The 13820-nt window shown below is 40.7% G+C and carries 11 protein-coding genes and 1 pseudogene; 4 read left to right on the top strand and 8 right to left on the bottom strand.

Translation table 11 applies throughout. The features are described 5' to 3' along the window. From feoB to dnaK, 4 genes are all read right to left on the bottom strand, one after another. A complete protein-coding gene (gene feoB, locus P4S61_RS20935; protein ID WP_337119140.1) occupies positions 1–2322 on the bottom strand; it encodes a Fe(2+) transporter permease subunit FeoB in 2322 nt (773 codons plus the stop codon). Beyond that, complete coding sequence (locus P4S61_RS20930) at positions 2319–2552, bottom strand: FeoA family protein (protein ID WP_145236087.1); 234 nt, start codon at positions 2550–2552, stop codon at positions 2319–2321. Before P4S61_RS20930 ends, feoB begins: the two co-directional genes overlap by 4 nt. Positions 2553–3089: 537 nt before the next feature. Then, a complete protein-coding gene (gene dnaJ / locus P4S61_RS20925) occupies positions 3090–4232 on the bottom strand; it encodes a molecular chaperone DnaJ (RefSeq protein ID WP_145236090.1) in 1143 nt (380 codons plus the stop codon). A 187-nt stretch (positions 4233–4419) separates the two neighbouring features. Next, positions 4420–6336 (bottom strand): molecular chaperone DnaK, encoded by a 1917-nt coding sequence (dnaK, locus tag P4S61_RS20920; RefSeq protein WP_182732509.1) that lies wholly within the window; start codon positions 6334–6336, stop codon positions 4420–4422. 243 nt (positions 6337–6579) lie between these two features. On the opposite strand from dnaK, the gene P4S61_RS20915 reads away from it, so the two are divergent. Continuing rightward, positions 6580–7395, top strand: a complete 816-nt coding sequence (locus tag P4S61_RS20915) for a thioesterase family protein (RefSeq protein WP_337119139.1) — start codon at positions 6580–6582, stop codon at positions 7393–7395. Here the strand turns inward: P4S61_RS20915 and P4S61_RS20910 are convergent. Next, positions 7384–8112, bottom strand: a complete 729-nt coding sequence (locus P4S61_RS20910) for a substrate-binding periplasmic protein (RefSeq protein ID WP_337119138.1) — start codon at positions 8110–8112, stop codon at positions 7384–7386. The genes P4S61_RS20915 and P4S61_RS20910 overlap by 12 nt on opposite strands. A gap of 196 nt (positions 8113–8308) precedes the next feature. Between P4S61_RS20910 and P4S61_RS20905 the strand changes: the two genes are divergently transcribed. The 3 genes and pseudogenes from P4S61_RS20905 to P4S61_RS20895 all read left to right on the top strand — a co-directional run bounded on the left by P4S61_RS20905 (position 8309) and on the right by P4S61_RS20895 (position 11822). Next, a complete protein-coding gene (locus tag P4S61_RS20905; RefSeq protein ID WP_145236310.1) occupies positions 8309–9535 on the top strand; it encodes a paraquat-inducible protein A in 1227 nt (408 codons plus the stop codon). Positions 9536–9544: 9 nt separating this feature from the next. Further along, positions 9545–11199, top strand: a pseudogene (gene pqiB, locus P4S61_RS20900) (intermembrane transport protein PqiB). Next, entirely contained in the window at positions 11199–11822 is a 624-nt protein-coding gene (locus P4S61_RS20895) for a PqiC family protein (protein ID WP_182758522.1), read from the top strand. Before pqiB ends, P4S61_RS20895 begins: the two are co-directional and overlap by 1 nt. Before the next feature lie 102 nt (positions 11823–11924). Here P4S61_RS20895 and P4S61_RS20890 read toward each other — a convergent pair whose 3' ends face one another. The 3 genes from P4S61_RS20890 to P4S61_RS20880 form a co-directional block, all read right to left on the bottom strand. Beyond that, the gene (locus tag P4S61_RS20890) at positions 11925–12248 is read right to left on the bottom strand and encodes a GNAT family N-acetyltransferase (RefSeq protein ID WP_337119137.1); all 324 of its coding nucleotides are present in this window, start codon (positions 12246–12248) and stop codon (positions 11925–11927) included. A gap of 41 nt (positions 12249–12289) precedes the next feature. Further along, positions 12290–12694: an NUDIX hydrolase gene (locus tag P4S61_RS20885; protein ID WP_149980118.1), complete on the bottom strand. Its 405-nt coding sequence runs from the start codon at positions 12692–12694 to the stop codon at positions 12290–12292. An 84-nt stretch (positions 12695–12778) separates the two neighbouring features. Further along, positions 12779–13804: a zinc-binding dehydrogenase gene (locus P4S61_RS20880; protein WP_145236115.1), complete on the bottom strand. Its 1026-nt coding sequence runs from the start codon at positions 13802–13804 to the stop codon at positions 12779–12781. Between the last annotated feature and the right edge of the window lie 16 nt (positions 13805–13820).

The raw sequence follows: 13820 nt of genomic DNA, 5'->3' as shown, positions 1-13820 counted from the left end.
CTAAATTATATTAACAACAGGGATTAAACGACTCTTTGCAGCCATTTTATTACCATAAATCCGCATAGAGCTTATTGCCAATGCAATAACGACAGCGCACCCGAGTAACCAAAATGCCGAAAACATCGGAGATTGCTTAAAGTTACCCACTTGATACACCACAGAGGCTGTGATGTAAGCAAGCCCTGTTGACCAAGTTGCAACAAATAGCATCCATTTCATTCCAGCTTCTCGGTACATAGCGCCCATCACCGCCACACAAGGTGTATAAAGCAATACAAAAACTAAATAACTGAATGCAGCAAGTTGACTGCTAAATAGGTTTTCCATGGTTGCGAAGGTCGATACATTCACTTCTTGATCAATGGCCGCACTACTTTGATCGCTCACATTAGTGACATTTAAACCCAGTGGATCGAGTAAATTACCGAATACGTCTATTAGGTTTGCAGAAATACTCGCGAACGCCTCAGCCAATTTATCGATGACATTAACTGGCTCTTCATTCACAGCCGCTGCGCCATCTAAATTTGAATATAAACTATCTAAAGTACCAACTACTGCCTCTTTAGCAAATACGCCAGTAAAAATACCGACCGTGGCAGGCCAGTTATCTTGCTCTACCCCGATAGGAGCAAACACCGGTGTTGCAATTTTTGAAATTTCACTGAGCATCGATTTATCTGTGTTGTCATTGCCAAAGGTAAAATCAGTACCTATGGAGCTTAATATTTTTAAAATAACAAACACCACAATTATAGTTTTACCGGCGCGCATACAAAAGCTTTTTAAGCGCTCCCATGCTTTGTAAAGTACGCCTTTTGCCGTTGGCATATGATACGCAGGTAATTCGAGAATAAACGGGGTAAGCGTTGGACTAAACAAGGTATTTTTAAGTACCAAACCGGTTAATACCGCCATAACAATACCTAAAATATACAGTGCAAATACTAAGTTTTGGCCATTAGTGGTAAAAAAGGCAGCGACAAACAAGGCATACACACTTAAGCGCGCGCCACATGACATAAATGGTGACATGGCAATAGTCAGTAAGCGATCTTTATGGGTTTCTAAAGTACGAGTTGCCATTACTGATGGCACGTTACAGCCAAAGCCAACAATTAAAGGCACAAACGCTTTACCTGGTAAACCAATGGCGCGCATTAATCTATCCATGATAAAAGCAGCACGCGCCATATAACCTGAATCTTCAATAAAGGCTAAACAAAAGTATAAAAAGCCAATCACCGGGATAAAGGTGGCAACAAGCTGAATACCACCACCTATACCGTCCGCAAGCAATGCGCGTAGCCAATCAGGTGCGCCTAATGAAGTTAATATTTCACCAAAGCCATCGACTAAAATCGCGCCTACAGCAATATCGAAAAAGTCTATAAATGCGCCGCCAACATTTACCGCAACAGTAAACATTAAATACATGATCCCTAAAAATATTGGGATCCCTAAAAAACGATTGATCACTACCGCATCTATTTTATCGCTAATGGTTTCAGAGGCGATGCCTTTAGTATTTTGAGCAAGTTCAGCCAGTTGATGGGCAAACTCATAACGACCATTGGCAAAAAGCACATCAAGTTCATGGTGATCGGCAAACTGTTCAAATTCAGCTTTTGCCACTGCCAGTGTTTGTTTATCAGCATAGCCAAAACAGCTTTCATCTTGCTCTAATAACCGCAATGACAACCAATCAGTGTCGATGTTTTCTATCGGTTTATTATTGGCAGTAAAACTGGCTGCAATGTTGTTGGCCGCTTGCGTTATTTTTTGCTCATAACTAGGGGTATGCATTGATACTTTTTTAAGTTTAAGCCCTTGTGCAATAAACTCTTTTAAACCTGTAATGTCTGTTTTATTATTTGCACTTAAGGCAATCACAGGGCATCCAAGTTGCTTTTCTAGCGCCTTTGGATCCGTTACTAAACCATTTCGTTTTGCCACATCGACCATATTTAGCACGACAAGTAAAGGTACTTTCATCTCAAGCAGCTGAGCGGTGAGGTATAAATTGCGTTCAAGATTTGATGCATCAAGAATATTGATGATCAGTTGTGATTCACCACTGAGTGCATAGTCACGCGCAATTTTTTCATCTAAAGGGGTTTGTGCATTTACATCTAAAGAATAAGTGCCAGGCAAATCAACTAATTCGACAGTCTGATCAGCCACTTTAAATTGACCAATTTTCTTATCGATGGTCACCCCTGACCAGTTACCTACTTTCTGTTTGCTACCGGTTAACGCGTTGAATAGTGTAGTTTTACCACAGTTTGGGTTACCTATTACGGCAATGTTTGGATTCATACTGCGAGTTCCAAATTAATTGATTGTGCCTCGGATTTACGAAGACTAAGCACGGTACCGCGAACTTTAACAATCATCGGATCGCCAAATGGAGAAAAGCGCAATACGTGGACAGGAGCGCCTGGCGTTAAACCCATTGCAAGTAATTTCTGGCGCAACAAACTCGCATTAGGATCGATGCTTACAACAGAGCCATGTTGGCCAATTACTAATTTGTCTAACGTTAACATGCCATCTCATTTCATTTAATACATCAATGGCGCTGATTTTACGCCGATTATTCAATCATGCAAGTGAGACTAATTATCATATCGATAAGTAATGCAAAATAAAGCAGCAATGGCAGAATTATACCTATATTGGATCCTAAATCTCATTTGATAAGATAAAAATAGCCGTTTAGTGACAAGTGCTTAAGAAGCCTAATCGCTCTGTAAAGGTAGCATTATGAATATGTATTATACCAATCGTGTTAAGTTGCTGACCATTTATAGCGACAGATAAATACAGTGATAACAAGACGTAAATTTTGACATGTAGTTGTTCTACTTGAAAAAATTATAACGCAGTTAGCGCTTTATTTAGCTCGCTAGAATGGTTAAATATTTAAGTCGATTGGTATTACTGCGTGGTTTTCAGCAAAGCTGTAGCCAAATAAAAACCTGAACTCTTGAGGGTCAATCTCTTAACCAGAGTTCAGATTAATAAGCTTTTGTTAGCCAATAAAAAATGGCGCTAATTAGCGCCATTATATAAGTAATGAGTGATTACTTAGTTAAATCATCAAAGAACTTTTTTACACCATCAAAAAAGCCTTTTTCTTTTGGACGGTTTTTAGAACCATCCTTACCCATGCTTTGCTCAAGCTCTTGCAATAACTCGCGTTGGCGTTCATTTAACTTAACGGGTGTTTCTATTACCACTTTACAGATCAAGTCACCAACTGCGCCACTACGGACAGACTTAACACCTTTACCGCGCATACGGAACATTTTGCCCGTTTGACTCTCAGCTGGGATCTTCAATTTAGCACGACCATCTAAAGTCGGTACTTCAATTTCGCCACCAAGAGCAGCCGTTGTAAACCCAATCGGCACTTCACAATATAGGTTATTACCATCACGCTCAAAGATACGGTGTTCACGTACCGATACTTGCACATACAAGTCACCAGCGGGTGCACCATGTACCCCTGCTTCACCTTCACCAGATAAACGAATGCGGTCGCCAGTATCAACCCCGGCTGGGATTTTAACCGATAATGTTTTGGTTTTTTCCACACGGCCTTGACCATGACAGCTATTACATGGATCAGAAATTATCTGACCAGTGCCCTGACAGGTTGGACAGGTTTGTTGCACAGCAAAAAAACCTTGGCGCATTTGCACTTGGCCTGCACCATGACAAGTCGTACATGTTTTCGGTTTAGAACCCGCTTTTGCACCGCTGCCGTCACATGGCTCACAGCTTACCCACGTAGGTACTTTAATTTCTACTTCTTTACCACGAACCGCTTCTTCTAAGCTTAAGTCCATGTTGTAACGTAGGTCTGAACCTCGTTGCTGACGCGATTGACGACGGCCACCACCGCCTCCAAAAATATCACCGAACACGTCACCAAATACATCACCAAAGTCACCATGACCGCCACCAAAGCCGCCATGACCACCACCGCCACCGCCTTGTTCAAACGCAGCATGGCCGTATTGATCATACATTTGACGTTTTTGACTGTCAGTGAGGATCTCGTAAGCTTCTTTTACTTCCTTGAATTTAGTTTCAAGTTCTTTATCGCCTGCGGTACGATCTGGATGATATTTCATCGCTAAGCGTTTATACGCTTTTTTTACGTCTCTTTCGCTGGCGTCTTTTGCCACTCCAAGGACTTCATAATAATCGCGTTTTGACATATCTATCACACTACTCTTTTCTTACTGCAGCATTGCTGCGGATAAATCGATAAATCGTATCGATTTATCATCTAATTTACATGCAAAAGGCGCGTCAAGCTTTAGCCCGCGCGCCTTAGTTGTTCATCCTAACTTAAATTGCGATATCAGTCATCGTGTTTTCAGTTAGGCGAAGCGCTAACAACAATTACTTGTCGTCTTTAACTTCTTCGAACTCAGCATCCACTACGTCGTCATCTTTCTTCGCAGATTGTTGCTGCTCGGCACCGGCGTCACCACCTTGTTGTGCTTTAGCTTGTGCGATTTCCATTAACTTTTGTGACTTTTCAGCAAGCGCTTGAGTTTTTGCTTCAATCTCGTCTTTTTTGTCACTCTTAATCGCAGCTTCTAGCTCAACAACAGCCGCTTCAATCGCTTCTTTGTCTTCGCTTGGTAATGCATCACCCGCTTCTTCGATTTGCTTACGCGTACCATGCACTAATGCATCAGCTTGGTTACGAGCTGCAACTAGCTCTTCAAACTTTTTATCGTCTTCTGCGTGTGCTTCGGCATCACGAACCATTTTTTCAACTTCTTCATCGCTTAAGCCTGAAGATGCTTGAATGGTGATTTTTTGCTCTTTACCTGTATCTTTATCTTTTGCCGATACATGTAAGATACCATCAGCGTCCACATCAAAAGTAACTTCGATTTGTGGTGTACCACGTTGTGCTGGACGAATACCTTCTAGGTTAAATTGACCTAGTGACTTGTTGTCGCTAGCACGTTTACGCTCACCTTGTAATACGTGAATAGTTACCGCAGCTTGGTTATCTTCAGCAGTTGAGAATGTTTGCGATTTCTTCGTTGGAATAGTCGTATTTTTCTCAATTAACGCCGTCATTACAGAGCCCATAGTCTCGATACCTAGAGATAATGGCGAAACATCTAGTAATAGTACATCTTTCACATCACCAGCTAGTACACCACCTTGAATCGCTGCGCCTACGGCTACTGCTTCATCAGGGTTAACATCTTTACGTGGCTCTTTACCGAAGAAATCAGCAACTGTTTTTTGTACTAAAGGCATACGTGTTTGACCACCAACAAGGATGATGTCGTCAATGTCGCTTACTGATAAATCAGCATCAGCAAGGGCACGTTTTAATGGCTCTAGTGACTTCATTACTAAATCTTCAACTAGTGACTCAAGCTTAGCGCGTGTTAGTTTCACGTTCATGTGCTTAGGACCAGTTGCATCAGCAGTTACGTACGGAAGATTTACTTCTGTAGATTGTGCAGATGATAATTCAATTTTTGCTTTTTCAGCTGCTTCTTTAACACGTTGCATTGCAAGTGGATCAGTTTTTAAGTCTAAACCTTGATCTTTTTTGAATTCAGCAACTAAATAGTTGATTACGCGGTTATCGAAATCTTCACCACCTAAGTGAGTGTCACCATTTGTAGCAAGTACTTCAAATGTGTGCTCACCTTCAACTTCATCAATTTCAATGATTGATAAATCGAAAGTACCACCACCTAAGTCATATACTGCAACAACGTTTTCGCCTTTGTTTTTGTCCATGCCATAAGCAAGGGCAGCAGCAGTTGGCTCATTGATGATACGTTTAACTTCAAGACCTGCAATACGCCCAGCATCTTTAGTAGCTTGACGTTGTGAATCGTTAAAGTAAGCAGGTACTGTAATAACCGCTTCAGTTACTGCTTCACCTAAAAAGTCTTCAGCTGTTTTTTTCATTTTTTTCAAAACTTCAGCTGATATTTGTGGTGCAGCGCGTTTTTCGCCCCCCGCTTCAACCCATGCATCACCATTATCTGCTTTGATAATTTTAAAAGGCATGATGCCGATATCACGTTGTACTTCTTCGTCTTCAAAGCGACGACCAATTAAACGCTTAATTGCAAATAATGTGTTTGTCGGATTAGTAACCGCTTGACGTTTAGCAGATTGACCTACTAAAGTTTCTCCGTCTTGCGTGTAAGCTATAATAGACGGAGTGGTGCGATCGCCTTCCGCGTTTTCAATAACACGTGCTTTGCCACCATCAAGTACTGCAACACAAGAGTTAGTAGTACCTAAGTCGATTCCGATAATTTTACCCATGAAATATCTCCAACTTCAAAATTCATTAATACGTTCGATGACTAGTAGATAGGGATGCCACAAACTTAATTCAACTGTAAAAATGAAAAAAAAGTGCTTTTTTGTAATTTATTTTGCAAATAACCCTAATTAATGTGTGGATTGTCTTTTTTGCATCATTAGGGGCCATTTCACAATCTGGTCTGATGAGTTTTTATGTGTTATAAAATCACTAATAATTAAAAAATGTCTCAAAGGATCACCATGCATTTTGATCAACTATTAAAGCAAACGGCACTCATAGGCCAGCTGCCCCATTCTGAACAAGCTCACGCAACGATGCAATTTCCTGCAAACTGGTGTCAAGGTCGAACTGCTTTTGGCGGTTTATCAGCCTCACTACTGTATCAGGCAATGCGTCAACAAATAGAACCAAGTCGTCGTTTGTTGTCTATTAGTACAAATTTTGTAGGTCCTTTGTTAGCAGATACTGATTTTTCCCTCTCAGTTGAAATTTTACGGGAAGGAAAAAGTAGCACACAAGTACTGGCAAAAGCGTTGCAGAACGGCCAAGTAAGCGTGGTCGTACAAGCGTGTTTTGCAAAATCGCGAGATTCAGCCATTGAAGTACCAGTGACAAAAACAATGAGCCTAAAACCGGTTAACGAACGTTACACACTGCCATTTAAATCAGGTGCCATGCCGGAATTTTTCCAACACGTCGCGCTTTGCCCTCAGCAAGGTGGAATGCCGTTTTCAGCAGCCCAAACGTCGCATTTAGGCGGATGGATGAAGTTAAAACAATCGCCAGCAGAACTTAGTGAAGCACATATTATTGCCTTAACGGATGCATGGCCGCCTACTTTATTACAAATGTTTAACCAACCAGCGCCCGCCAGTAGTATGTCGTGGTATTTAGAGTTTGTAAAAACACCGCAGTTGGCAGCCGATGAGTGGCTTGGATTTGAAGCAGAAACTCATCACTGTAAAGATGGCTATGGTTTAGAGGATGGTTGTATTTGGTCACAATCCGGCGAATTGCTTGCGCTTACCCGCCAAACCGTAGCATTATTTGATTGAGCTTGGTTCTACAACCTGAGCATAATCACTGCCATCAAAAGCCATTATTTTACTGTATTGCCCATTTTCAATGATATGGGCAAGTCCCATATCAAAAATCTCTTGTAACACTTTACTGTTAAAATAGGCTGGTCGAGGAGCCTCAGGAAATATCGGGTGTACAGTAATAGGCTTGATTGGGTGCGATTCTTTATATTGCTGTAGATAATATAAAAACACCCGTTTTTCTAGTACCACCACATCAACCCACTCTTTCATTAGATGATCCACTTGCGCAGCTTGGTATACGACTTCTTCATAAGCGCTTAATTTAGTCGTTAATGCTTTAAATGGCGGCGGCAGAAATTCGGTGGCGTTTTGAAAGGCAACAACACTTTTCCCCAGTAGATCATAGACAGTATTAATTTTAAAATTATTTTTACGTAAGCTAATTGCCACATTTTGATACGCCAATAAGCTTTGGCTTGGATAAATCGCAGAAGTGGTGAGCCCCGCATAATTCATCGCAATATCGACCTTCATTTGTTCTAAGGATTGCCCTGCACGTTTATTAGACATATAGACTATATCTAGATTTGTTATACCTTGATCTTTAAACGCAGATTTTAAAATCTGCAACTGCAAGCCGGTATCATCCTCACTAAAGACGTAAGGAGGCAAAGAAGGGCTTACAGCAACGGTAATAATGTCGCTAGATTTTGGCGCAGCTAAACTCAATGCAAAAGTGCTATATAAAACAAAAAAAACACTATAAAATACTTCATTCACCACCCACAGATAGATGCTTTTTAGCAACTGTAAAATTACATGACAACTTTCTTATTAGGCTAGCCTAGTTAAACCAATTTCGCATTTGTATTTAGCATATAATTGATGCAAACTTGATCTAAGATACTTCTAAGTGGTTATTAATTTGCAAACTGCCTGCCCTAATTGTGACTTGATTATTGATATCCCGCACATAGTTGCAAAACAAATGGCTGTCTGTCCACATTGTCACAGTAAACTATGCGCAGCAAATATAAATTATGACAGCCGTATTGTAGCACTTAGTATTAGTGCTTTACTCATGCTGCTAAGCAGTATGTTTTATCCATTTATCTCATTTAGTAGTAATGGCATTACACAGACGATTACCTTGCCCGATGCCGCTCGTATTTTGTTTAATTACGACAGCAATTTATTAGGCATTTTTATTGATGTTAGTATTATTGGTTTACCAATGGCATTACTCACTATTTTGATCCCACTGCATTTAGGCTTACTTAAAGTACTTCCACAAACGATTGCCAGACGCTTACTCAAATTCACCTTAGCGCTAGAGCCATGGATAATGTCAGAAATATTTTTAATCGGTGTATTGGTCAGCATGGTAAAAATAATGTCGTTAGCGGAAGTCAGCTTTGGCGTTAGTTTTTGGGCCTATGCCGCGTTTGTACTCTTCTATATTGGCTCATTAGCACACTTGAATCGTGCCCGATTATGGGATCAAGTACAGCCTCAGGCTGAAATTGCAGCCGCAAAACTTTCTTATCGTGCCATAGATAGTAACATTCGAGCCTGTCATGTCTGCCATCAACTAAGCGATAGCGAATACTGTTCTCGCTGTAATAGCAAAACCCATATCAGAAACCCCCACAGCGTACAAAAAGCAACGGCATGGTTAATAACTTCAATTGCCTGTTATATTCCGGCAAATTTATTGCCAATAATGTACACCACTAGTTTGGGGGATGAATCCCCCTCAACATTAATTGGTGGGGTAATAACACTGTGGCAAGCTGGCTCATACCCTATTGCATTAATCATTTTTTTAGCGAGTGTAGTAGTACCATTAGCTAAAGCGCTCATTTTAACATTTTTATGCTTTTTGGTTAGCAAACCCGCTAACGGCCAGACAAAAGGCTATACGAAAGTCTATCAATTAACCGAGTTTATTGGTAAGTGGTCTATGATCGATGTATTTGTTGTCGCGATTCTAGTAGCCTTAGTGCAATTAGGAAATTTAATGTCAGTAACGCCAGGTTTAGGCACTGTATTTTTTACTATCATGGTGATTTGCCAAATGCTTGCAGCACACGCGTTTGACCCTCGGCTATTATGGGATTCGCCAAACAATGATAAAAAGACCATAAATTAGAGAAACAGCATGAGTGAAACGGCTAATATAAAAAAAGAACCTATTATTTCTGCGATTTGGATCATACCGGTTATAGCTTTGCTCGTTGGTGTGTGGATGCTTTACCAATACCAAGCTAATAAAGGCGCAACCATTTATATTTCAATGCCTCATGCTGAGGGTATCGTGGCAGGCAAGACTGAAATAAAAGTACGTAGTGTGAAAATCGGCCAAATTGATCACGTTCGCCTCTCTGATACTAAAAACAGTGTGATTGCTCGAGCTCAAATTGATAAACATTATGATGGCTTACTCACGGAAGACGCCAACATCTGGGTAGTAAAACCACGTATTGATGAAACGGGTATCAGCGGTATGAGCACGTTACTATCGGGTGTATATTTAGAATTTTCACCAGGTGAAAGTAGTAAAACAAAAGAGCATTTTAAATTACAAGAAGAGCCAGCGCTGATTGATAAAGATGTCAAAGGCGGTCGCTTTTCATTACTCAGCTATGATGCTGAGGTTATGGATGTCGGCACCGGTATATTTTTTAAGAATTATAAAATTGGTCAAGTTGAAACAGCGACATTTGATTGGAAGAATCAAGCGATGAAGTATGGTATTTTCATCAACGAACCTTATCAAAACCTGATCACCTTAAATTCTATTTTCTGGGTCAATACGGGTGTTGAAATTGATTTATCTGCCGATGGCATTAATGTAAAAACAGGTTCATTAAGCAGGTTATTAAAAGGAGGGATCTCGGTTGGTTTGCCTGAACAACAATCGCCGGGTGATTTTGCTCAAGAAGGTCATAGCTTTTCGCTTAGTAATAGTTACAAAGATGCTCTTGAGGAACGCTTTTATAATTTTGATTATTACCTAATTGAGTTTGAGCAGTCTATTCGAGGTTTACGTGCCGGCGCACCGGTTGAATATCGTGGCATGCGCGTAGGTACTGTTGTAGAAGCACCTGCGAATGTGATGATCGATGGCAAACCCGCACACTTTAGAACTGATAATACTGCAGTGCCCGCTTTAATAAAAATAGAGTATGGCCGTATTTACCATGACAATGCCTCAGCCAAACAATTTTGGCAAAGCAGTGTTGATGGTTGGATCAAAAATGGCATGCGCGCTTCTTTAAAACCAGGCAATTTGCTTACTGGCGCTGTGTATGTCGATTTTGATATCTACCACGATGCCCCAGCTGCTAAGTTAGAAACACTGTCTCAATATCAAGTATTTCCGAGTGTCTCCAGTGGCATTACCGTATTAGCAGATCAAGTGTCTGACGTATTAAATAAAGTAAATAATTTAAAAATTGAAGACAGCTTAGCGCAAATTGATTCCGCGTTTGCTGATTACCAAGCGCTGGCGAATGAAATGCGTACATTGTTAAGTAAACAAGATACCCAAAATTTACCGGTGATATTAATCGTAATTTTGCTGAAATGACAAAAAGTATGCAGCAATTTGATGTCACCATGAAACAGTTTGAAAAAACCATGGCCAGTTATCAACAAGGCTCCTCATTTCATCAGCAATTACAACAAACACTCTCAGAGTTTAAGCGTTTAAGTGAAGAGCTACAGCCACTCTCGCGTGGCTTAAATGAGCAACCAAATATGTTTATTTTTGATAAATCATTGCCTGCCGATCCAACGCCGAGGAAACAATAATGCGGACATTTTTACGTATACAATTTTTTGCTGTTATTGGGGTGCTATTATTATCAGGTTGTAGCCAATCACTTAATACACCCGTTAAATACTACCAGTTTGAGCAAAGTATTAAACCAATGCAGCGCAGTAGCACTGACACATCAGCTCAATTACGGATCAATACAGTAAGTTTACGAGGCGCATTAAATAACCGTGGTATTGCAATGAAAATGGATAATAATCAGGTCAATGCTGCTAATTATCACTTATGGAGTGAAGCGCCAGATCAAATGCTAACAGCAAGCGCCCATCAAACATTATTTACCACGCTTGATAACTGGATGGTGGTCAAAGGATTACCTGTTATAACAGACAAAGATCAGCAAAGTTATTATGAATTAGAATATGAGCTACATCATTTCAATGGTGATAACCAAGGTAATGCGGATATTTCTGGTTTGTGGCGCCTGTATTATACGTCGTTTGAAAGTGGCCGCTCTTTAAAAGCAATTCATTATTTTAGTGAGGTTAACCCTTTAACTGGTGATGATTACGAAGGCCTTGTCGAAAGCTTAGAGCAAAACTGGCAGAATATTAATCAACAGGTAGCAACCACCCTGAGCGTTCTTATTCAAGAATAAACACCACTAAAGCAGTGCCATCATTATTAAGCACTGCTTTGCCTATATACCCAAACCCGAGTTTATTTAATAACCCATGCGAAGCGGTATTGTCAGCATCGGCTATCGCGGCAATGTAGCTGAACTTACCTTGATACGCGTGTAATAGTTTTGCAGCCGCTTCATAGGCACTGCTAGTGCTTCTCGTTGGAACAAGCCCACCATGCCCATGGCAATGCCTTGTTTATTTGCCGCAATATAAGGTCCAAAACCTTGCTGTTGGTGGCCATCAATAAAGGTTTTTTGTAAATAATCTTCGGCTTGTTGTTTGGTATAAATGCCTTTATCAGCAATATAACGATAAAAACTCGGCTGATTTAATAAACTCAAGATAAACGACGCATCACTTGGCTGGCCATGGCGAAGAATTAAACGTTGCGTATTCATATCTCGTTTTCCTATTAATGATAGTGATCGTTTAAGCTAAATTAAAATGCAGCACTATCAACTGTACCAGTATAATTTAAACAGGCTGCGACTCTATGTTGTTGAACCTTGGAAAGCTCCGACAATTTATAATAACGATGTGCTAAGTGTTCATCGCTGAGCGTGATCACAGCATCTTTTAACAAACTAACTCTAAAAATAAAAGCATGAGAATTAAACGCTTTGTGATAATAAATACCGGTTAAGTGTTCAATTTTCACTTCACAGCCGAGCTCTTCTTGGCATTCGCGTATGAGTGCTTGATGTACAGTTTCACCGACATCTAAGGCGCCACCAGGTAATCCCCAGCTTAGCTCGCCATAGCTTGCCTTTAGCAGCAAAACCTCCCCGCTGGCATTAGTGATCACCCCATGGGCGCTGAGTCGATAAAAATCTGTAAATGCCATCTTTCCCCCTAAGTTGATAACCTTAAACAATAACAAAAAGCCCCGCAATTGCGAGGCTTAAAGATTATGAATCACGGTTAATAATTAATCATGGCTAATTTTCACTACCTGCTTTCCGGTAAAGCCACCAGCAATTTGTTTATTCAGCGCCTGTGAAATACTACTGGCGTTAAATTCAACCTCAATGATCTGCGGTATTTTGATACTGCCACTGGCTAAATTGTCTAGCAATAAATTGCCCATAAAACTCATTTTTTGCTGAGCACATAAACTGTTTGCTAACCACGCTCCACCTAAAGAAACAATACCTATATTTGGCGCACGTCTGAACATCAGCTCCTGCTCAAACTTAGGCAGTGGATTTAAGCACGCAATACGGCCACAAAAACGCATTAATTCAACATTACGCACCGTGGTTTCACCACCAATCGAATCGAGCACCGCATCAAAGCCTTGTGGACCAAGTTCTTTACGAATTTTATCGCTAAGCTTTTTATCGTTGTAATCAAACACCACATCAGCACCCAATTGTTTAACAAGCTTATGGTTGCGTTTGCTCGCGGTGGTAAATACCGTAGCACCACGTTGTTTGGCAAATTGAATGGCGAACTGACCGACGGCCCCCGCACCAGCTTCAATTAAAAGTGAATCACCTTCGGTTAATTGCAGTTTATCAAGAGCTATTAATGCCGACATCCCTGCGCAGGGTAATGTCGCGGCTTGCTGTAACGTAACGCTATCAGGAATTTGCGATACAGCAAAGTTAGGCACTTTAGCGTATTGTGATAACACCCCTTGGTCGCCAACATTACCATGCCACATAACCCGAGTACCGACACTTGGAAATACCCCTTTAGTGGCTTTTACCACCACCCCTACAGCATCAAGGCCTAGGGTATGAGGATAGTGCCATTTACAAAAACCTTGTTTAGCAAAATACGCATCAACCGGATTCAACGCAACATACTCAACCTTTATCAACAATTCGTTGTCTACAACATCAGGCACCGGCAATTCAAGCTCAGATAAATTAATCTGTTCATTAGGTTCAAGTAACGCAATCGCACGCATTGTCGCGGGGATTGTTGATAAAAGATCAGTATGTGGCATCAAAAACTCAACTTAA

It is taken from the genome of Pseudoalteromonas sp. B160, assembly GCF_037162485.1.
Lineage (GTDB): Bacteria > Pseudomonadota > Gammaproteobacteria > Enterobacterales > Alteromonadaceae > Pseudoalteromonas > Pseudoalteromonas rhizosphaerae.
The sequence above is the reverse complement of the archived record's forward strand: the minus strand, read 5'-3'. Positions and strand labels throughout refer to the sequence as shown.